Raw genomic sequence first — 20,660 nt, 5'->3', positions numbered from 1 at the left:
GAGGCGGACCTCAGCCGCGCTGCAGCGGCGTGACGGCCTCGAGATGGCGGAGAAAACGCGAATAGGCGGAGGCATAGGCCGCACTGCGGCCGGAATCCGGACGCGCGGACAGTGCCGGGTCCACGCTGACATGCTGCGCGGTGACCTCGCTGATCGGCGCGGCATCACCCTGCGACCGCCCGATGGCCCACAGGGCCTGCAGCGCCGCACCGAATGCCGCGCCTTCGGCCTGCACCGGCACGTCGACCGGCAGTCCGAACACATCGGCCACCAGCTGCCGCCACGCGGCACTGTTGCTGCCACCCCCGGTAAGCACGATGCGGTCGAACTGCATGCCGGCGCGCCTGAACGCGTCGTAGCCGAACTTCAGGCTGTAGGTCGCCCCTTCCATGGCAGCGCGGTAGATGTGCGCCGGCGTGAAGTTGTGGGTGTCCAGGCCGGCCAGCACGCCCTTGCCCAGCGGCAGGTCGGGGGTGCGCTCGCCATTGAGGAACGGCAGCATGACCAATCCGCCAGCGCCGGGCGACGTCGCGTCGAGGTGGGCATCGCCGTCACGCGTACTGAAACCGAAGGTACTCGCCACCTGCTCGGTCACGACGGTGCAGTTCATCGTGCAGATCAGCGGCAGCCAGCCGCCGGTGGAAGAGCAGAAGGCGGCCCAGGCCCCGTCCGGATCGATCACCGGTGAATCGGAGTAGGCAAACAACGTGCCCGACGTTCCCAGGCTCATCGCCAGGCGGCCTTCCGTGACGCAGCCGGTGCCGATGGCCGCCATCATGTTGTCGCCACCGCCGACCGCCACCTTCACCGTCACCGGCAGTCCGAGCATGCTGGCAGCCGCGCGGTCGATATCGAACAACGCATCAGGTGGGGCGATGGGGGGAAGGCAGGCGGCAAGATCGCGGTCCGGATCCGTGGCGCGCAGCAGCGCCTGCGACCACGTGCGCGTGCGCACATCGAGCCAGCCCGTGCCGGAGGCATCTCCGTGCTCGCAGAACCGCTGCCCGGTCAACACGAAATTGAGATAGTCGTGCGGCAGCAGGATGGTCGCCAGCCGCGCATAGGCTGCCGGGCGATGCGTCTTCGTCCACGGCAGCTTGGAGGCCGTATAGCCGGCAAGGATCGGATTGCCGGCCAGCGCGATGGTCCGGTCGATTCCGCCGGCGGCATCCATGATCCGGGTGCATTCGGCCGACGTGCTGGTATCGCACCAGAGCTTGGCCGGCGCCAGCACGTCGCCCGCCGCATCCAGCGGCACGAAGCCGTGCTGCTGGCCCGATACGGCCAAACCTGCAATGCGTGACCGGAGCGATGGATCAATCCCGTCGAAGCAGGTGCGCAGCGCTGCCACCCAGTCGGCCGGCACCTGTTCCCGGCTGCCATCGGCGGCGCTGCTCATCTCCAGCGCCGCGCTGGTGCGGGCGACAACGGCACGCGCCTCCGGGTCGTAGACCAGCACCTTCAAACTCTGCGTTCCTGCGTCGACACCGGCAACCAGACCCATCGAAACCGCCTCCGAACACCGAAAAGTTAGCGCTACCATGTCTGACATTCAAAAAAGGAGGCCTTGTTGCACTGCCTCCTCGTTTGCACGGCGTGCGTGCCGCCCGCCGTGATGCCGCACTGTAACCAGCCGCGGCGGAAAAAGCGTGCTGCAACGCAAAACCCTGCTCGCCGTCGCGGCATCTGCAGGCAGACCTGTTACGACGCCGCCCTGTTCGCGTGCCATACCTCGGGGCCCGACCGGCAATAGCGGTCGATGAATTCCGCCTGCGATGGCATCTGCGTGGCCGCCTGCCGCACCGGCTGCTGGATGCGTTTCAGCAGCGTGCGCAGGTCGGCGTCACTCAGTGCCCGCGCAAGCGGGTGCGGGCGGCCCGGTTGGATGCCCTGGCCAAGCAGCACACTGGTCCACGACTCGACCCGGAACAGCTCGCCGGGGTCCTGCCACGCGTGCGCGCGCTCACGCCAGGCGCGCAGCCGCTGCTGCAACGACTCGGGCACCGCCATCTCGCGGCACGCCTTCCACAAAGGCTCTTCGCGCTGGGTGGCGTGGTAATGCAGGATGATGAAATCGCGCACGTGTTCCATCTCCTGGCGACTGACCTCGTTGTAGAGCTGCACCAGTGAGGCCGCGATCCCATCGAACGGAAACAACTGGATCAGCCGCACCACGGCGCTGATCGTCAGATGGATGCTGGTGGATTCCAACGGTTCGATGAAGCCACTGGCCAGCCCCAGCGCCACCACATTCCTGTTCCAGGCCTGCAGACGGCGTCCACTGCGGAAGGGCACCTGCCAGGGTTCGCGCAGCGGCGGTGCGCCCACGTCGCGCAGCAGCTTCGCCCTCGCCTCATCATCGGACATGTGCCGGCTGGAATAGACCAGCCCGCATCCGACGCGGTGCTGCAGCGCGATATGCCAACGCCATCCGGCTTCATGGGCGATGGCCCGGGTGTACGGCACCGGCGGCGCGATTGATTCGGTCTGTACCGCGACGGCACGATCGCACGGCAGCCATTCGTGCCAGTCCTCATAGCCGGTCTTCAATGTCTGCTCGATCAGAAGGCCACGGAAGCCGGTGCAGTCGATGAACAGATCGCCCTCGATGACCTGCCCGTCGTCCAGCACCAGCGACTGCACCGAACCATCATGCGCATGCTGTCTGACCTCGGCGATCCTGCCCTCCACCCGTCGCAGGCCGTGCGCCTCGGCTCTGCGGCGCAGGAACCGGGCGTAGAGACCGGCATCGAAGTGATAGGCGTAGCTGGGCTGCGGCTGGGTCTGCAGCGAGAAGCGGTCGTCGCGCGAGGCGACGCTCTCCAGGCAGAAATCGCCCAGATCCGATGGCATCCCGCGGCGGAGGCTGTCCAGCCAGAAATGGTGGAACGGCGTGGCCCAGGTGCCATGTCCGATGGTGCCGAACGGATGGAAGAAGCGCTCGCCCGGCAGGCGCCAGTTCTCGAACGAGATCGACAGCTTGAACGTGCCGGCCACCGCGCGCAGGAACTCCTGCTCGTCGATCTGCAGAAAGTGATGGAAAGTGCGGATGGGCGGTACGGTGGACTCGCCGACACCGACCGTACCGATCTGCTCGGACTCGACCAGGGTGATGTCCAGCTGGTCGCGGAATTGATGGGACAGCGCACATCCGGCCAGCCAACCGGCGGTGCCACCGCCGGCAATGACCACCTTGCGGATGCGCCCTTCTGCTGTGCTCGCGGTATCGATCACGGTGCCCCTCAGCGGTTGAGTCTGCCCAGCAGCATCGCGCGCATGCGGCGCGCGCGCTGCTCGTCGAACGGTGCAAGATCCCCCCGCGCATCGTCGGGCAGGTGCTGCCCCGCGCGCGCGCCGGGGCCGAATACGTAATACTGGAAGAGCGCTTCCCACGCCTTCTTTTCACGCGCGGGCAGATCGCGCAGGGCCCACATCGCATGGTGCAGCGCCGGCAGGGGCGAGCCGAGGAAGGCCGGCGAGCTACGCCACCAGTAGTTCACCAGCACATTGAACGGCGCCAGGCTGCGCACATGGTGCCACCACATGCTGGGAATGAAGATGGCATCCCCTGGCTCCAGCACTGCGCTGCGTGCACTCGCCAGGGCCTCCCTGAAGCGGGGATACCGGTCGAAGTCGGGACGTTCGAAGTCCACCACGCTCACCACCTGGCCGCCTGGCGTGGGATCCAGCGGGCCTGGGTAGAGATTGTCGATCTGTTCGGGCGGGAACAGCGTGAACTCGCGTCGGCCCACCGCGCAGCACGCAAGGTTGTCGGGGGTATCGAAATGGCACGATGCGGTGACGCGGTTGCCGATCCAGATGCTGGCCAACGCGTCGATGCCCTGCCCTGCCAACCCTGCCTGGTTGGCCTGTGCGAATGCCGGCAGCAATGCCCGCTCCACCGGCAGCGACGCCACGTAGTAGGTGGGCGGTCTTGGCTCATGCAGCGTCGAGGCGATCCCGTCCAGCACCTCGCTGAGCGATGCCCGACGGACCTCGAAGTTCAGCCGGCTGAAGTCGGCGGTGTAGAACGGGCGCCCGTCGATGTCCGGCCCGCCGAACGAGTACTGGATGGGCACGCCCGCGTCGACGCCGCCCAGGTAGGCCAGCGCGTCCAGCGTGGAGCGCTGTCCAGCCTCGACCAGCGGCCAGTTTGACGCAATGCCTCGCAGCACTACCGGCTCTCCGGCCTCGACCAGCGAGGCCAGAGGCAGCGCAGCAGGATCGATGCCCTCCAGTATCCGCATCGCAGCCCCCATCGCCCGCCCTCAGTTCCTGGCCGTGGACGCTGCTGCTTCTTGCGCGCGCAGGCGCCGCTGCTTCTCGGCGATCAGGCGGCGCATGTTGTGCAGCGACGCCAGCATCAGGTAGGCGCCCTCAAGGCAGCCAGCGCGATTCAGCGCGGCCAGCGTCGCGTCGTCCAGCAGGGCCAGGCGCTCACGGTCGATGCCGTGCAATCCGTTCACGCTCACCCGGTGATGCTGCGTGATCTGCACGTCGAGCGTGATCGGCTGGATCAATCCGCTTTCCTCGAGCATTGCAAACATCGCGGCGCCGAACGCGCTGCCATCATGGATGCCACGCAGCACGCCGGCGATGTGGTCCAGGTAGGGGGTGTTGCCACCCTGCGGCAGGAACAACGGCTCGCCGGCCTCGGTGCTGACCCGGGGATGGTCCAGATCGACATGCATCACCGCCTCACGGGTGAGCACACCGTCGACGTAATGCTCCTGGAATCCGATCAGGAACGGCCCCTTCGCTGCGGCTCCAGGAAGATAGGAGGCGTTCCAGCGGCCGTCCTGCAGGAACAGGTTCTCGTGCTGTTCAAACCCGAGCAGGGCGACGGCCTGCCATTCGCCCGATCCGGCCTGTTTGCGCAGAAAGATGGGATATTCCCGCTGCAGTTCGGCGAACTCGCTGGGATAGGCCGGCACCATGCCCACGGCGTCGCCGAACTCGGGGCCGAAGCCGGTGGCGACCCTCAGGTCCCGATGGGCGATGTTGTTGAGCATTTCATAGCGGGCCATCAGGGTGTCCAGTCCGGTGCGGGGCCAGTGGCCGGCAGGGTACCGCCGGCACGTGCGACAGGTGCTGCGTCAGGACAGGCCCGCGCGGTACCGTTGCCGGGACAACGGTACCGTGCCGGGCGGGTCCGTCGCCAGACTCAGAACTTGTAGCGGACACCCAGCATGTAGCGTGGGCTCTGGTCAGCCAGCTTCACGATCATCTGCGACGTGCGCGAGCGCCAGCGTACGTCCTCGCCAGTCAGGTTGATCGCTTCCAGTCCGAACGACCAGTGGTCGTCCAGCGTGTAGTTCACGCTCAGATCCCACTGCTCGTAAGCCTCCACATAGTAGGGATTGCGGCTGGCGCCCTGGTTGGCCAGGATCAGGTACTGGTCGCGCCAGTTCCACGCCAGGCGGACCGACCAGCCGTACTTCTCGTACATGAGCATGGCGTTGGCGGTATCACTCAGACCGGTGAGCGAGAACTGGTCGATGCCCGGATCGCCGCCATTGTTGTAGCCGACGTCGCCGCTGACGATCGTGTAGTTGGCCAGCACGCCGAAACCGGTGTCGCCGAAGAAGTACTGCCCGCCGAGCTCCCAGCCGTGCAGCTTGGACTTGTTCTGGTTGATCGGGCGGTTGACATTGAACTGGTACAGCGGATCGTCCGCCTGGCCATACAGATCGTAGGCCGCTTCGGTGGCCAGCACCTGCGCGTCGGTTCCGTTGTAGGCCGCCAGTCCGGCGGGGTTGTTGCGCAGCAACGCCAGCGCGGTGAACAGCGAGGTGTCGTTGGCCGAGCAGGCGGCCGCATTGGCGGCACCGACCTGGGAGACGCAGGCTGCACTGGTGAGGAAGTCCAGAGCCGCACGCGCATCCGGGCCGGACGTGGGATCGGTCAGCCCGTACAGGCTCTCCTGGACAACGGTATTGCCGATGAAGTTGTCGACCGACTTGTTCCAGTAGGTCAACGACACATAGCTGGCGTCGGCGAAATACCACTCCAGCCCGAGGTCGAGGTTGTCCGATTCCAGCGGCTTCAGGCTGGGATTCTGCGCGTTGCCGCTGGCGCGCGACGACGGATCGATGAGCACCGATCCGAACGGCTGCTGTGCGCCCGGGCCCGCATAGAGATTGCCGTAGGGCGCGCGGGCGATGCTCTTGCCGAACGAGGCACGGCCTTTCAGCTCATCGGTGAAATCGATGCTGAAATCGAGATTGGGCAGGATGTAGCTGTACCTTGCCTTCTCGGTGAAGGGCTGCTGCTCGTCGGACAGCACGATGCGGAAATCGTTGTTGGCCTGCCACTCGATGGACTCGGGAACGGCGATGACCGAGGTCGAGACCACGTCGGTGGTTTCGTAGCGCACGCCCAGCCGGGTATTGGTGCGCATGCTGCCCAGCTGGCCATCCAGTTCCACCTGGAAGTAGGCCGCCTTGGTCTTCTCTTCCACGAAGTTGTCGGCCGCGCGTTGCGGGCTGACTCCCAGTCCCACGCCATATTCGTCCGCCGCCCACTGTGCGAGCTGGCCGGCGTTGCCGCGCCATGCGGGCCAGCTGCTGGCGCTGTAGTCGTCGAACAGGCCGACGATGTTGACCGGACGCAGCAGATCCATGAGCCCGGCATCGGTATCGCGGTTCACGTTGGCCACGCCCCAGTCGCCCAGGGTCGAGTAGGCCTCGGCTGCCTGGATGCGGTGCGTGGTCGACTTGTTGGTGTCCACACCGAACTGGAACCGCCCCTGGTCGAAGTTCCATTCGCCGTCCACGCGGGCCTGCTTGATCTCGCTCACCTGCGACTGTGCGTTGACACGCAGCACCTGGGTGCCGATCTCGCCCTCCTGGAAGCCCGGGTTGACCACGCCGTTGGTGCCGGCGATCGCATCTGCCGTGCTGGGATACCAGGTCTGGGTGCCGACCGGCAGACCATTGTTGAACTCCAGTTCCTGCACCCAGGAGCCACCGCAATGGGGGCCACGGGTACAGTTGTTGGTGCCGGCAATGCTCATGAAGATCGAGCCGCCGCCGGTGAGCGGATCATTCGGACGGCTCTCGTTCTTCGAATTGTGTGCATCGAAGCTCAGCTTGAAGCGGTCGGTGACATTCCACACGGCATTGAAGCCAAGCGATCCCAGCTTGTACTCCTGCATGCTGCGCTGCTGCTCCAACCCGAAATCCTTGGTGCCGGCGATCTCACGGATGTAGACGGGAGTGGCTACTGCACCGCTGGTATCGAACTGGACGTTGGTGTAGTTGCTGTTCTGCAGCCACATGCCCTGCTCGCCACGATTCTCGGTGATCTCGTTGGTCGAGTAGGTGTAGTCCACGGTCAAGGTCAGGCTGTCCGTGGGCGCGAACTGCAGCACGGCCTGGCCATTCACGCGTTCCCGCTCGAACTCGGAGAATGCATAGCGCAGGTCGTTCGGGCGTGCATAGAGCTGGCCGATCTCCGGCGCGTTGACCACCGTCGGGTTGCCAGGCATCGAACCCGTCCACGGCTGTACGTTCCAGTAGTTCTCCGTGGCCTGCACCGAGCCGCCCTTGCGCTTCTGCTGGCTCGCGCTGAGGCTGACACCGAAGGTCTTTTCCGGGTTGCTGTAACTGAAGATGCCCGACAGCTCCGGCGTCAGATCATTGTCGAACGGCTGGCTGCGGTCCGAGACGAGCTTCGCGCCGGCATTGGCGATGATGCCCTCGTGATCCAGCGGCCGCGCCGTCAGGATGTTGATCGTCGCGCCGATGCCGCCGCTGGGTACCTGCGCCTGGCTGGTCTTGTAGACCTCGATGCCATTGATGGCCTCGGCCGCCAGCTGCGCGAAGTTGAAGGCGCGGGTACCGCCGTCGACGCCACCGATGGCAACCTGCCCGGACGCACCGAATGCATCGGCACCGGGCATTTGTCGGCCGTTGAGGGTGACCATGTTGAACTGCGGACCGAAGCCGCGTGCAGTGACCTGTGCACCTTCGCCGTCACGGCGTTCGATGGAGATGCCGGTGATGCGCTGCAGCGACTCCGCCAGATTGGTATCGGGGAACTTGCCGATGTCCTCGGCACTGATCGCGTCCACCACGCCGGCCGAATCACGCTTGATGTCCATGGCCTGGCTGAGGCTGTTGCGGATGCCGGTCACCTGCACCGCGTCCAGCTGAGTGGGCTGCGTGGACTGCGTCTGCGCCGCCGGCGGTTGTGCGGTGGTCGTGGAGGCCTCCTGTGCGAAGGCGGGATTGATCACCAGGACGCCGCCGACGAACGTGAACATGGCCCTGGAGCGGAACTTCGCCAAGGTCCGGCTCATGGACGGGTCCTCGGGTCTGGAGTAGCACGGAAACTGCGAGCGCTCATGAAAGTCCCCTATGACATACGATCGAATGGATGTACCGCCCCCTCCCAGGGGCACGCACGGGCGAGGCCCGTATTCCAAACCGAACATCGCGGGCGCCGGACGCACCGCGACTCAAACTCGCTTTCAAGCCTGCCAGGACGAACACGCGGTAAAGAAGGCAGCCCCTGGACCCAAAACCCCGAATCTGTTGGTAGCGCTACCATCGCGTTGACGCGCAGACTAATCACCCCGGTTCCCGCTTGTCACCGTGCAGCGCAGCAAAGCATTCCTGCGACAGTCCTCTTGTGCGCATGGCACACGCGGCCGCGGTGCCAGCCACACGGTATGATGCCGCGTTTCCTGCTCCCCCTCCCCATGCTCGCTTCCTACTCTTCCGCCATCATCTGGACGGCGGTGGCGCTCGCCACCGTGGGTCTGCTGTTCCGTCCTTTCCGCCTGCCCGAATACGTCTGGGCCGTCGCGGCGGCGGCACTGCTGCCGCTGACCGGTGTGATGCAGCTCGGCACGGTACTGGGCGCGGTCGCCGAAGGCGGTGATGTCTATCTGTTCCTGGTGGGGATGATGGTCCTGGCAGAACTCGGGCGGCGGGAAGGCCTGTTCGACTGGCTGGCGCTGTACGCAGTTCGGCATGCGGGTGGCTCCGGGCGGCGGCTGTTCGACCTGGTATTCCTGGTCGGCACGCTGGTGACGGTATTCCTCTCCAACGACGCGACCGCGGTCGTGCTGACCCCTGCGGTCTATGCCGCCTGCAGGGCGGCCCGTGCCAATCCCCTGCCCTACCTGTTCGTCTGTGCGTTCATCGCCAATGCGGCAAGCTTCGTGCTGCCCATCTCCAATCCGGCCAACCTGGTGGTGTATGGCAGGCACATGCCACCGCTGCAGCAGTGGCTGGCGCAGTTCGCCTTGCCGTCGCTGGCGGCGATCGGTGCGACCTACCTGGTCCTGCGCTGGGTGCACCGCCGCGAGATCGCGCAGCCACTGGCCCCGGCGCCGGAACATCGCCCGCTGTCTGCCGGCGGTCGCCTGGGGGCTTACGGCGTGCTGTTCACCGGCACAGCGCTGCTGGTGACGTCGGCGTTGAACGGCCCGCTGGGTCTGGTGACCTTCTGCGCAGGCAGCGCGAGCGTCGTCGCCGTCGCCCTTCGCCAGCGCCAGAGTCCGCTGCCGCTGCTGCGCAACGTGTCCTGGGGCGTGCTGCCGTTGGTGGCAGGTCTGTTCGTGCTGGTCGAAGGCGTGGCACAGACCGGCGTGATACAGCTGGCGGCCAGTGCGCTGGAGTCCCTTGCCCGCACCTCACCGCAGCAGGCCGGGTGGCTGGCCGGTTCGGCCGCAGCTCTGCTCAGCAACCTCGCCAACAATCTGCCGGTGGGTCTGGCCGCAGGCTCACTGGGGCAGATGGCCGACCTGCCGGCGCAGACGCGCGCCGCACTGCTGATCGGTGTGGACCTCGGCCCGAACCTGTCGGTGACCGGTTCGCTGGCGACCCTGCTGTGGTTGGTGGCCCTGCGTCGCGAAGGCGAACATGTCAGCGGGCTCGACTTCCTGCGCATCGGCGTACTGGTGATGCCGCCGGCGCTGATCGGGGCATTGCTGCTGCTCTGAGCCATCGCGGGCCCGGTATCGCGTTCAGTCCGGCTGCCTGCGCGAGCGGAACGCCGCCACCTTCATGCGGTTTCCGCACTGGGCCATGCTGCACCAGCGCCGCCGTCTGGATTTGGTGGTGTCGTGGAAAAGAAGCGTGCAGTCGTGTGCTTCGCACTTGCGGACATGCGCCAGATCCCCCTCCGACAGCAGCCGCGCGAAGGCCGCGGCCACGGGTTCGAGCAGGCTCCCGGCACTGCCGTCACGGCGCTGCTGCAGGAGCCGGGGAAGGCCAGATGCCGCCTCGAGCCGCAGCACCGGGCGCCCTTCTTCCAGGATCCGGTTCACCACGGGGGTCTGGAAAGGTACGCCGGTGCGCGCAGCCGTCAATGCGTCGCACGCCTCCTGCCGAAGCGCGATGGCCAGTGCCAGCAGGCCCGGCGCGACCGGAACCGCGTCTGCAAGCACGCCGGCTGAAGCCAGCCAGCGGAGCACCGATGCGTCATCGACCAGTACCTCCTCGGGCGCGCCCGGCGGCCCGTAGCAGGTGTTGATGAAGTCCAGGGCGAGGTCATTGCCCACGAACAGCGGAGGGGCCGGGTGTACGTCGCGCATGTGTAACCGCTCAAATAATTGTTGACAGGTTACCACGGCCATCCGTAACCTTCAAAAACACTCCAAACAGGTTACACGCCATGGGTACGAAACACGCACTGGCCTCTCTGGGACTAGTGGCCGCCGCGCTGACTGGCGACGTCGATGCGGCTGACGCCCAGATCCACTACCGCTACGAGCAGGTCGGCGATGTGCAGGTCTTCTATCGCGAAGCCGGGCCACGAACCGCCCCCACCGTGCTGCTCCTGCATGGATTTGCCGCATCGTCGTACATGTACCGCGACGTCATCAGTGCGCTTGCCGACCGCTACCACGTGATCGCGCCGGACCTGCCCTCGTTCGGTCACACCCGGGCGCCGGCGCGTGGCGCTTACGCCTACACCTTCGACAACCTGACCACCACCATCGATCATTTCACCCAGCAGCTGAAGCTGGATCGCTATGCGCTGATGGTGCACGACTACGGGGCTCCCGTCGGCTGGCGCCTGGCCGTGGCGCACCCGGAGAAGATCACGGCACTGATCTCCCAGAACGGAAACGCCTACGAACAGGGCCTGGCCAAGGGTTGGGACCCGATCCGGACCTACTGGCGGCAGCCGACCGCAGCCAACCGCCTGGCGCTGGCCGACTTCCCGACGCCGGCCTCGATCAAATGGCAGTACCTGGAGGGCGTGAAGGACCCGAGCACGGTCGCGCCCGACGGATACACACTGGAGGGGCTGCAGGTCACCTCGCCGGGGAACGCGGATATCCAGCTGGATCTGCTGCTGGACTATGCCTCCAACGTGGCGATGTACCCCGTCTTCCAGGCCTACTTCCGCGATCATCAACCGCCACTGCTGGCAGTGTGGGGACGCAACGACCCCTACTTCCTGCCTGCTGGCGCCGAAGCCTGGAAACGCGACATCCCCACGGCGGAAATCCACTTCTACGACACCGGGCACTTCGCACTGGAAACGCACGCCGCGCAGATCATCCCCGTCGTCCGCCAGTTCCTCGACCGCCACGTCGGCGAAGCTGCGCAGAGGGACATCCGCGACTGATGCGCCGTCGGCCACTTCACATGGTGAACCACGGTACTCGGCCATAGTGGCCGGAGTTCGTCATCATGTTGAGCGTTCATGGCAGCAGTCCGCGCGCACCTCAAGCAGTTGCCTCGCCGGTGGCGCACAGCGCTCTACATCCTGCTCGGCCTCTACGCAGCCTATCTGTTGGCGGGCAACGTCTTCCTCAACACGCCGCTGTTCGACAACGTCACCAACCGCAAGCCGCAGAAGTTCGTGATGACCACGGGCCCGGCGATCACACTGGTGCCGGGCCACGTGATCGCCTGGAACGTGCACATGCGCGGCCACGTCAACCACACGGTCTATGTGCTGCATGCGGAACGTGCCAGTGCGCGCCTTGCCCTCCTCCCCCTGTTCCGGCGCGAAGTCCGGGTGCCGCGGCTGCAGGCGACCGGTGTTTCGGCCGACGTCAGTCGCGTCGATCAGGTCGTCCCCTCGCCCCCCCGCGGCACCCGCGGGTGGACGCTGCGCTTCAACGCCATCCATAGCGACAGCATCCGCAGTGCCCGGCTGGGCAAGCTGCTGATCATCGGCAAGGGAGCCGGAACGGTCGGTTTCCTCAAGCAACTGCGCGGCGGTCCGTCGGAACTGTTCGATTCCCAGGTCCGCTTCGATGCCGCCGACGTCAGTTATGACGGCGTCCAGCTGCTGGGGGACACAGAACTCACGTCCCGCTTCAGCTATCCCCGCCATTTCCGCGACCAGGCGCCCGGCCTGGCCAAACTGGGCCTGTTGCGGGCTGCGCTCAAGGTCAACGCACGAAGCCAGGGGCTGCGCCTGGATACCGGCCTGGCGCAGCCGCGGATCGCCAGTGCCCCGGTGCCGGGGCGACTGCAGATGGACATCCGCATGGACCATGGACGCCTGCAGCCCGGCAGCCACGCGCTGTGGCACGTGCCCCTGCTGCTCGGTGACGGCGCTCCCGGCCGTGGCGTTCTGGCCCTGCAGCTCAACACCGCCGACGACATTCGGCTGCAGGCCCGGCTGCCTCCCAAGGAAGGAACGGGCGCAGCGCTGGACGCCGATCTGCGGATTGCTGGCCGTGAGATTCCTTTCCGCCAGATCGACCAGTTGATCGAACGGACCTCGGGAACGGTGCGCGGCGAGTGGACCTTCACCTCGCTCAACTGGATCCCCGCGCTGTTCGTTCGCAAACCCTGGCTGCAGCTCGATGGCGGCGGCGTCCTGCAGGCGGATCTGAAGCTCCGCAACGGTGAACTGGTGGCGGGCAGCACGGTCGACATTCCCTCCGCCAAAGCGGTTGCCGGTATTGCCGGCGTGACGATGGCGGGCACGGCCAGCGCGCATGGTGAGCTCAAGGACGGATCGCCCACCCGCGCCGAGCTGTCGGTACGCCTGCCCCGCTTCACTGCCAACCCGACGGACGCGCCGCGCACACGGCTGTTCGATGGCCGCGATCTGCAGGTGACGCTGAGCGGTGACGGCCGTATCCGCGAGCTGCGCAACGGTGTGCGCGCGCACCTGCGTTTCAGTGACGCCACCATTCCGGACCTGGCGGCCTACAACCGCTATCTGGGCACGGACCAGGTACGGCTGCTCGGCGGCACCGGCCAGGTGAGCGGCGAGATGCGGCTGGACACCAATGGTCGCATCGGCCAGGGCAGCGCCCGCCTGCTGGGCCGGCAGGCACGTGCGCAGGTCGCCGGGCTGTCACTGGCCGGCGACGTGCAGCTGGATGCAGCCCTGCGCCGCGGCAACTTCACTGACCGCCATTTCGACGTCTCCGGCAGCACCGTCGAGCTGCGCAACATCCAGATGGCCGGTGTCGCACGCAAGACGCCGTGGCGCGGACGTATCGACATCCAGTCCGGGCGCATCGATGCACAGTCGCCGTTCCAGGTGGACGCACGTGGCGCCGTGGCAATGAGCGACGCCTCGCCCCTGCTGGCGGTGTTTGCCGAGCGCGGCGACTATCCGCGCTGGGTGCTGTCGCTGCTCGACGCTGGCCAGGTCGATGCGCAGACCGCACTGCGCTGGCGGCCGGGGCATCTCACCCTGGACGAGCTGACTGCGGAGAATGACCGGTGGTCCGTCCGCGCCCGCCTCGATCTTCCCGGTCAGCACAAGCGCGGCGATCTCTATCTGCGCTGGGGCGTGCTCGGGGCCGGCCTCGAGCTCGACGGCGAGCAGCGCCGCTGGCACCTGGCAAAGGCCCGCGAGTGGTTTGATGAGCGCCCCTCCCTGCTGCCCGCCTCGGCGGCACCTGCGCAACAAGCGCCTGGGGACTGACGGCCGGCGCTGCATCCAAACGTGCCACTCGTTCGTATTGGTTCGAGACCCACGCGAGGATGCCCGATGAAACGAACAACGCAGGCCCTTGGACTGGCCGGCTGGCTTACGCTGACCTTCGTGGCAGCGGCGCTTGGCGCACGGGCCTCGATCTCGGCATCGGACTTCTACTCCACCCTGTCGCTGCCCGCGTGGGCGCCTCCCGCCGGGCTGTTCGGACCGGTCTGGACGGTGTTGTACGCGCTGATGGCAGTGGCCGCGTGGCTGGTCTGGCGCGAGAAGGAACGGCGCCCCAACACGGTGGCATTGGCGCTCTACGTCGTGCAGCTGGCAGCCAACACCGCATGGAGCTGGCTGTTCTTTGGATGGAAACAGGGTGCGCTCGCCTTCGTGGATATCCTGGCCCTGCTGGCGCTCATCATCGCCACCGTGATTGCCTTCGCGCGCGTCCGGACGCTGGCGGCGACCCTGCTACTGCCCTATCTGCTGTGGGTAGGGTTCGCCGCCGTACTCAACTACGCGGTGTGGCAGGCCAACCCCGGGGCCCTGTAAGGCGGTGCGCGCTTCAGGCGGTTGCTTCAGGCGCAGGCTGCCAGCTGCGCAGGGTCGCGCCCTTCAGCGACTGCTGCCCGCAGCCGGTCGGGCAGCGCAGCACGCGGATGGCCGACATACTGACCAGGCCCTGCCCCTCCACCGCCTTGAACACCGTCTCGCAGCGCAGGCAGCGTGCCACCATGGAATACAGGTGAACGATGCGGCGGGTGCCGGGGTCCTGCAGAAGATCCACATCCAGCAGCTGGAACTGGCAGCTGTCCGGCATCGCGCGCATGGAGTGGGACGTGTTCGGGGGTGTGTGCAGGTTCACGACGGAGCGCCAGTGGAAGTGTCCTGCGTACGTTATGGAAACCGGCGTGCAGCGGGTGTGCAGTGCACATGCAGTGACCGCGAAATCTTGTGCGGGCCGCGGACCGATTCTGCTAGGGTGCCGCAGATGCACAGTCCATTGCCGTCCTCCGATCCACCCGCCCGCTGCCAGCAGTCTGCCGGTAGTCCGTTGAGCGTGTACCTGAGGGACGCCACGCGGTCGATGCACGGCAGCCTCGATGCGTTCCTGATCGGGCAACGCCTGTTCGAATCCACATTGCGCTACGGGCGCTTTCTCCAGGTCCAATGGCATTTCCACCACGCCGCCGCGCCGCTGTACATGGACGGGCTGATGCTTCCGGCAACGGCACGACTGCAGCTGGTTGAACAGGATCTGCTGGATATGGGCGCCCCGCTGCCACGCGCGCATGCCTGGCGTCCCAGGCTGCAGCACGCATCCCGTGCGTCGGCATTGGGTTGGCTGTATACCGTCGAGGGTTCTGCCCTGGGTTCGGCTGTCCTGCTCAAGTACGCCGCCGCGCTGGGGCTGGGTGCCGGCCATGGCGCCCGTCATCTTGCACCTTCGCCTGCAGGCGTGGCCGAGCAATGGCGGATCACCCGCGCGCATCTGGATGCGGAACCCCTCACGCAGCAGCAACGCCAGCAGGCCTGCAGCGCGGCTCAACAGGCGTTTGCATTCGTGCGGCGTTGCGCAGCTGAAGTGTTCAGCAATGCGTGAACAGGCATTCACATCGTCCGGACGGTATGCGGCCGCAGCATTTTCCGTCACCATTCCATTCCGCCCGGCCCGTCACGAATCATGAGTACCGCCCTTGATGCCTTCCGCTGATCGCACCTGGAACGATGCACTGTCGGACTGTGCGCGGGAACCCATCCACACACCGGGCGCCATCCAGCCCTACGGCGTGCTGCTGGTGCTGGATCCGCTGACGCTGCTGGTGCGGGAATGTGCCGTTAGCCAGCCCATCGCGCTGCGCCAGTACGGTGATCCGTTGATGCAGCATGTCGAGAACGCACTGGGCGGTGTGATCGGCCCCTTCGTACATCGCCTGCGGCACATCGCACCCGGCGGCACGCTGCACCTGGGCGCGGTCCACCTGGATGGGCTGGGGCGCCACCAGTTGCTCGCGCATCGTTCAGATGACGATCTTCTGATCGAACTGGAAGCCCCCGTTGCCGGTCAACCCGCCTCGCTGGAGGAGCTGTACCCCGCGATCCGCGAACTGATGCTCGCCATCGAGGGTGCCGCGACGGTCGAGGATCTCTGCCAGCTGGCGGCTGCGCACATACGCAGGATCGCCGGATTCGACCGTACGCTCGTCTACCAGTTCGACGCCGGCTGGAATGGAACCGTCGTGGCCGAAGATGGCAACGGCATCCTGCCTTCGTATCTTGATCTGCGCTTCCCGGAATCGGATATTCCGGCGCAGGCGCGCGCCCTGTATCTGCATAACCGGGTGCGGCTGATCGCCGATTGCGATTACACGCCCGTGCCCCTGGTGCGGGCCGGGCATCATCGCCAGGCCCCGCCCACCGACCTGAGCCTTTCCACGCTCCGCAGCGTCTCGCCGGTGCACCTGCAGTACATGCGCAACATGGGCACGGCGGCATCGATGTCGGTCTCGCTGATCCACGAGGGACAGCTGTGGGGGCTGGTGTCGTGCCACAGCGCACAGCCGCGCCGGCTGCCCTATCACGTGCGCACGGCCTGCGAGTTCATGGGGCAGATCCTGTCGCTGCAGATCGCACTGAAGCAGCGCGCACGCGCCGTTGAGGAACGGGTCGGGCGCCGGTCCTTGCTGGTCAAGCTGCTGGGCCGCATGGCCGGCGACGAGGACTTCATGGCCGCGCTCCGCCGGGACCCTGACAGCCTGCTTTCACTGACCGGCGCGCAGGGCGCGGCCATCGTGCACAGGAACGACTGCATGCGCCTGGGCCAATGCCCCGGGAATCCGGAGGTACTTGCGCTGGCACAGTGGCTCGCGACCGCGCACGTGGGCGAGGAAATGTACGTCACCGATCATCTGACCGCGGCCTGGCCGCCTGCGGAGCAGTTCAGCGATGTTGCCAGCGGCGTGATCGCCGTATCCATCTCCCAGCTGCATGACAGCTACCTGATGTGGTTCCGCCCAGAGGTGGTACGCACGGTCAGATGGGGTGGCGATCCACGCAAGAGCGCAGGCGGCAGCGACGCCCTGTCGCCACGGCATTCCTTCGAGGCATGGAAAGAGACCGTGCAGCACCGCAGCCTGCCGTGGAACGAGGCCGACTGCGATGCGGCGCTCGAGATGCGCAACGCCATCGTCGACATCGTGCTGCGCAAGGCGGAAGAGATGGCCGAACTGAACGAGCAGCTGATGCGCAGCAACAAGGAGCTGGAGGCGTTCTCGTATTCCATCAGCCATGATCTGCGCGCCCCGTTCCGGCATATCGTGGGCTATTCCGAACTGCTGGGCAGCTCGGCAGCCGAGCGCTTGAACGAGACCGAGCGGCGTTTCCTCGACACCATCGTCGATTCGGCCAAATCGGCCGGCACGCTGGTGGATGATCTTCTGAGCTTCTCCCAGATGGGCCGCTCGACGCTGGGTCGCGCACGCATCGACATGGCAGCCATGGTGGAGGATGTGCGGAAGATGCTGGAGTTCGAATACCACGGACGCGACGTCCACTGGCAGATCGGGGACCTGCCCCCGGTTGAGGCCGACCCCACCATGATGCGCCTGGTCTGGCAGAACCTGCTGTCCAATGCAGTGAAGTTCACCCGCGAGCGCACGCACGCGGTGATCGCAGTGGCGCACGAGCGCTCGGAAAGCGAGGATGTCTTCACTGTGCGCGACAACGGCTGCGGCTTCGACATGCGCTATGTGGACAAGCTGTTCGGCGTATTCCAGCGGCTGCACCATGTCGAGGAGTTCGAAGGCACCGGCATCGGCCTGGCCAACGTGCGCCGCATCATCGGCCGCCATGGCGGCCGCACCTGGGCCGAGGGCGAGCCGGGCAAAGGCGCCACCCTCCATTTCACCCTGCCCCTGCATTCTGGAGATGTTCAATGAGGGACCTGCGGCCGATCCTGCTTGTCGAGGACAGCCCCAAGGATGCTGAGTTGACCCTGGCCGCGCTGTCGCGTTGCCAGCTGCTCAATGATGTCATCCATGTGCGTGACGGCGCCGAGGCGCTGGACTATCTGCGATGCGAGGGCGCCTTTTCCGGTGCCCGCCATGGCGGCCCCGTGGTCGTGCTGCTCGATCTCAAGCTGCCGAAGGTCAATGGACTGGAGGTGCTCGAGCAGGTTCGTGGCGATCCCGTTCTCAGCAGCACCCCGATCGTGATGCTGACCTCGTCGCGGGAGGAGCAGGATCTGATCCGCAGCTATGAACTAGGGGTCAACGCGTTCGTGGTCAAGCCCGTGGATTTCAAGGAATTCTTCGACGCGATCCAGGGTCTTGGCATGTTCTGGGGAATCACCAATCAACCACCGCCGCATCGCCCGAACGGCTCGGGACACCACCATGGGTGATATCACCGACCGCGGCGAGCGCCTGCGCGTCCTCATGCTGGAGGACAGCGCACTCGATGCGGAGCTGATCTCCGCCCAGCTGCTGCGGGCCGGCCTGGATTTCGAGGCGGAGCGCGTATGGACGCGTCGGGGTTTCCTCGATGCCATCGACAGCGGCACGCATGACGTCATCCTCGCCGATCATGTATTGCCCGGCTTCGATGGCGATGCGGCCCTGGCCCTGGCGCGCGAACGCGTCCCCCATACGCCGTTCATTTTTGTTTCCGGCACGCTTACCGAAGAACTGGCGGTGCAGGCCCTGACCCGTGGCGCGCGCGACTACGTGGTGAAGCAGCGGCTGCAACGACTGCCGGACGCGATACGGCGTGCACGGCAGGAGGCGCACGAGCGTGGCAAGCTGGCCCAGGCCCAGGCGGCGCTGAATGACAGCCAGGCGCAGTTGCAGCAGATCACCGACGTGGTTCCGGCGCTGATCGCGCAGTTCGATCACGAACACCGCTTCCGCTTCGCCAACCGTGCGTTTCTCGACTGGCACGGGGTGAGCCTGGCCGAACTGCAGGGACGGACTGCGCGCGAGATCAGTGGGATTTCAGCCTTCGAGGAGGCGCTGCCCAGCCTGCAGCAGGTCCTCCAGGGAGAGCGCGCCAACTTCCAGGCACGTCTTGCCCATCGCAGCGGTGAGACGCGCTTCGTACAGATGGACTGCGTACCGGAGCGCGCAGCCGATGGCCGCGTGGTCGGCTACATCTGCGTGGGCAGCGACGTTTCCCAGCTCAAGCGCGCCGAACTGGCCCTGCGCGAGGACAACCAGTCGCTGGAGCGGCAGGTTCAGGCGCGCACCGCCGAGCTCCGGGCCAGCAAGCGACGTCTGCAGTCCATCTTCGAGTCCAGCTTCCAGCATCAGGTGCTGCTTGACCTGTCCGGGCGTGTCGTCGACGCCAACGTCGCCTCGCTGGCCGCGGTGCTGGCCGAGAAGGCGCAGGTTGTGGATACCCCCTACTGGCAGACGCCCTGGTTCACCACCACGCCCGGAATGAGCGAGGTGATCGACAAGGCGGTTGCCGATGCCGTAAGTGGGCGCAGCTCCCTGCACTCGCTCGAACTGGAGCTGCCCACCGGCCGGCGAAGTTTCGACGTTTCATTCCGTCCGTTGCAGGACGGCGCCGGCGAGGTCACCGCGGTGGTGTCCGAAGCCGTGGAGACCACCGCACGACTACAGGCTGAGCATGCACTCCGGCAGGCGCAGAAGATCGAGGCCGTCGGGCAGCTGACCGGCGGCATCGCCCATGACTTCAACAATATCCTGACGGTCATCTCCGGCAACGTCGAGCACGCGATGCTGTTGAGCGGCCATCCTGGAGCGTCGGCCGAGGCGACCACACGCGCACTGGACAACGCCCTGAAGGGCGTCTCGCGCGCGGCAAGCCTGACCCAGCGGCTGCTGGCCTTCGCGCGCCGCCAGCCCCTGCGCAGCCAGGCCGTCAACCTCAACGACTGCATGCTCGGAATGCAGGACATGCTGCAGCGGGCGCTGGGCGAGCTGGTGCGACTGGAGATCAGCACGGCTGCCGGCATCTGGTGCGTGGAACTGGACGTCGCGCAGCTGGAGGCATCCGTGCTCAACCTCGCGGTGAATGCACGCGATGCGATGCCCAGCGGCGGCCGGCTGAAGGTCGAGATCGACAACAGCCATCTCGACGGCGACTACGCCGCCCTGTTCCCCGATGCGGCTCCGGGCGAGTACGTGATGCTGCGTGTCCGCGACAACGGCCACGGCATGCCGGCCGATACGCTGGCGCGGGTGTTCGAGCCGTTCTTCACCACGAAACAGGTGGGGCGTGGCACGGGCCTGGGGCTCTCCATGGTGCATGGTTTCGTCAAGCAGTCCGGCGGCCACGTCCTGATCGACTCCGTGGAGGGCGGAGGAACCAGCATCACCATGATGTTCCCGCGCTCGCCGCTGCCACTGCCCTGTGAATCTCCCGCGCCGGCAGCGGGCCTGGCCGGCTATGAACAGCGCGGCGAGACCATCCTGGTCGCTGAAGACAATGACGATGTCCGCGCATACACCGTCGACGCCCTGCGCCAGCTGGGCTACCGCGTGCTGGAGGCACATGACGGGCCGTCCGCGCTGCGCCTGCTGGAACGCCCGGACGCGCGCATCGATCTGCTGTTCTCCGATATCGTGATGCCCGGCATGTCCGGCTGGGAACTGGGTCGCGAAGTCCGGGAGCGCTGGCCTGAGGTGGCGATTCTGTTCACATCCGGCTATCCGCGCGATCATGACGCCCCCGGGGGCGCGGGCCGCTCTGCGGCTTTGCTGAGCAAGCCATTCACGCGCGCCGATCTGGCCGAATCGATCCGCGGCGTGCTGGCGTCCTCCAGCTGACGGACC

At 66.4% G+C, this 20,660-nt stretch carries 15 protein-coding genes; 8 read left to right on the top strand and 7 right to left on the bottom strand.

The annotated features are described in order from the left end of the window. Nucleotides 1-10: 10 nt before the first annotated feature. The 5 genes from xylB to N5J29_RS01045 form a co-directional block, all read right to left on the bottom strand. Nucleotides 11-1,504 (bottom strand): xylulokinase, encoded by a 1,494-nt coding sequence (xylB, locus tag N5J29_RS01065; protein ID WP_164152083.1) that lies wholly within the window; start codon nt 1,502-1,504, stop codon nt 11-13. Nucleotides 1,505-1,701: 197 nt separating this feature from the next. After that, entirely contained in the window at nt 1,702-3,234 is a 1,533-nt protein-coding gene (locus tag N5J29_RS01060; RefSeq protein ID WP_164152085.1) for a tryptophan halogenase family protein, read from the bottom strand. 8 nt (nt 3,235-3,242) lie between these two features. Further along, complete coding sequence (locus tag N5J29_RS01055) at nt 3,243-4,259, bottom strand: cupin-like domain-containing protein (protein ID WP_053518513.1); 1,017 nt, start codon at nt 4,257-4,259, stop codon at nt 3,243-3,245. 9 nt (nt 4,260-4,268) lie between these two features. Beyond that, on the bottom strand, nt 4,269-5,027 hold the full coding sequence (locus N5J29_RS01050; protein ID WP_164152087.1) for a SapC family protein: 759 nt from the start codon (nt 5,025-5,027) through the stop codon (nt 4,269-4,271). Between the two features lie 137 nt (nt 5,028-5,164). Further along, nucleotides 5,165-8,302 carry a TonB-dependent receptor gene (locus N5J29_RS01045; protein WP_164152089.1) on the bottom strand — a complete coding sequence of 1,046 codons (3,138 nt, stop codon included), beginning with the start codon at nt 8,300-8,302 and terminating at the stop codon, nt 5,165-5,167. Between the two features lie 402 nt (nt 8,303-8,704). On the opposite strand from N5J29_RS01045, the gene N5J29_RS01040 reads away from it, so the two are divergent. Continuing rightward, nucleotides 8,705-9,952, top strand: a complete 1,248-nt coding sequence (locus N5J29_RS01040) for an arsenic transporter (protein ID WP_164152090.1) — start codon at nt 8,705-8,707, stop codon at nt 9,950-9,952. Nucleotides 9,953-9,976: 24 nt separating this feature from the next. On the opposite strand, the gene N5J29_RS01035 is transcribed toward N5J29_RS01040, so the two are convergent. After that, nucleotides 9,977-10,546 carry a CGNR zinc finger domain-containing protein gene (locus tag N5J29_RS01035; protein WP_164152092.1) on the bottom strand — a complete coding sequence of 190 codons (570 nt, stop codon included), beginning with the start codon at nt 10,544-10,546 and terminating at the stop codon, nt 9,977-9,979. Nucleotides 10,547-10,626: 80 nt separating this feature from the next. Between N5J29_RS01035 and N5J29_RS01030 the strand changes: the two genes are divergently transcribed. From N5J29_RS01030 to N5J29_RS01020, 3 genes are all read left to right on the top strand, one after another. Further along, nucleotides 10,627-11,589 carry an alpha/beta hydrolase gene (locus N5J29_RS01030; RefSeq protein ID WP_164152094.1) on the top strand — a complete coding sequence of 321 codons (963 nt, stop codon included), beginning with the start codon at nt 10,627-10,629 and terminating at the stop codon, nt 11,587-11,589. A gap of 78 nt (nt 11,590-11,667) precedes the next feature. Further along, nucleotides 11,668-13,863: a hypothetical protein gene (locus N5J29_RS01025; protein WP_164152096.1), complete on the top strand. Its 2,196-nt coding sequence runs from the start codon at nt 11,668-11,670 to the stop codon at nt 13,861-13,863. A 66-nt stretch (nt 13,864-13,929) separates the two neighbouring features. Then, entirely contained in the window at nt 13,930-14,415 is a 486-nt protein-coding gene (locus tag N5J29_RS01020) for a TspO/MBR family protein (RefSeq protein WP_164152098.1), read from the top strand. A gap of 13 nt (nt 14,416-14,428) precedes the next feature. Here N5J29_RS01020 and N5J29_RS01015 read toward each other — a convergent pair whose 3' ends face one another. Beyond that, nucleotides 14,429-14,683: a hypothetical protein gene (locus tag N5J29_RS01015; RefSeq protein ID WP_181452142.1), complete on the bottom strand. Its 255-nt coding sequence runs from the start codon at nt 14,681-14,683 to the stop codon at nt 14,429-14,431. 240 nt (nt 14,684-14,923) lie between these two features. On the opposite strand from N5J29_RS01015, the gene N5J29_RS01010 reads away from it, so the two are divergent. From N5J29_RS01010 to N5J29_RS00995, 4 genes are all read left to right on the top strand, one after another. Beyond that, nucleotides 14,924-15,466 carry a biliverdin-producing heme oxygenase gene (locus N5J29_RS01010; protein ID WP_239519791.1) on the top strand — a complete coding sequence of 181 codons (543 nt, stop codon included), beginning with the start codon at nt 14,924-14,926 and terminating at the stop codon, nt 15,464-15,466. A 97-nt stretch (nt 15,467-15,563) separates the two neighbouring features. Continuing rightward, on the top strand, nt 15,564-17,801 hold the full coding sequence (locus N5J29_RS01005) for an ATP-binding protein (RefSeq protein WP_279924079.1): 2,238 nt from the start codon (nt 15,564-15,566) through the stop codon (nt 17,799-17,801). Continuing rightward, on the top strand, nt 17,798-18,265 hold the full coding sequence (locus N5J29_RS01000) for a response regulator (RefSeq protein ID WP_053518529.1): 468 nt from the start codon (nt 17,798-17,800) through the stop codon (nt 18,263-18,265). The genes N5J29_RS01005 and N5J29_RS01000 overlap by 4 nt, the downstream gene beginning before the upstream one ends. Continuing rightward, on the top strand, nt 18,258-20,654 hold the full coding sequence (locus tag N5J29_RS00995) for a response regulator (protein WP_164152104.1): 2,397 nt from the start codon (nt 18,258-18,260) through the stop codon (nt 20,652-20,654). Before N5J29_RS01000 ends, N5J29_RS00995 begins: the two co-directional genes overlap by 8 nt. Nucleotides 20,655-20,660: the final 6 nt, after the last annotated feature.

The sequence above is a fragment of the Stenotrophomonas sp. GD03680 genome, assembly GCF_029844625.1.
Lineage (GTDB): Bacteria > Pseudomonadota > Gammaproteobacteria > Xanthomonadales > Xanthomonadaceae > Stenotrophomonas > Stenotrophomonas maltophilia_P.
The sequence above is the reverse complement of the archived record's forward strand: the minus strand, read 5'-3'. Positions and strand labels throughout refer to the sequence as shown.

Coding starts and splice junctions, on each gene's coding strand:
- N5J29_RS00995 (WP_164152104.1), top strand. CDS start 18,258: ATGGGTGATATCACCGACCGCGGCGAGCGCCTGCGCGTCCTCATGCTG.
- xylB (WP_164152083.1), bottom strand. CDS start 1,504: ATGGGTCTGGTTGCCGGTGTCGACGCAGGAACGCAGAGTTTGAAGGTG.
- N5J29_RS01035 (WP_164152092.1), bottom strand. CDS start 10,546: ATGCGCGACGTACACCCGGCCCCTCCGCTGTTCGTGGGCAATGACCTC.
- N5J29_RS01015 (WP_181452142.1), bottom strand. CDS start 14,683: ATGCCGGACAGCTGCCAGTTCCAGCTGCTGGATGTGGATCTTCTGCAG.
- N5J29_RS01020 (WP_164152098.1), top strand. CDS start 13,930: ATGAAACGAACAACGCAGGCCCTTGGACTGGCCGGCTGGCTTACGCTG.
- N5J29_RS01000 (WP_053518529.1), top strand. CDS start 17,798: ATGAGGGACCTGCGGCCGATCCTGCTTGTCGAGGACAGCCCCAAGGAT.
- N5J29_RS01050 (WP_164152087.1), bottom strand. CDS start 5,027: ATGGCCCGCTATGAAATGCTCAACAACATCGCCCATCGGGACCTGAGG.
- N5J29_RS01005 (WP_279924079.1), top strand. CDS start 15,564: ATGCCTTCCGCTGATCGCACCTGGAACGATGCACTGTCGGACTGTGCG.
- N5J29_RS01045 (WP_164152089.1), bottom strand. CDS start 8,302: ATGAGCCGGACCTTGGCGAAGTTCCGCTCCAGGGCCATGTTCACGTTC.
- N5J29_RS01025 (WP_164152096.1), top strand. CDS start 11,668: ATGGCAGCAGTCCGCGCGCACCTCAAGCAGTTGCCTCGCCGGTGGCGC.
- N5J29_RS01055 (WP_053518513.1), bottom strand. CDS start 4,259: ATGGGGGCTGCGATGCGGATACTGGAGGGCATCGATCCTGCTGCGCTG.
- N5J29_RS01030 (WP_164152094.1), top strand. CDS start 10,627: ATGGGTACGAAACACGCACTGGCCTCTCTGGGACTAGTGGCCGCCGCG.
- N5J29_RS01040 (WP_164152090.1), top strand. CDS start 8,705: ATGCTCGCTTCCTACTCTTCCGCCATCATCTGGACGGCGGTGGCGCTC.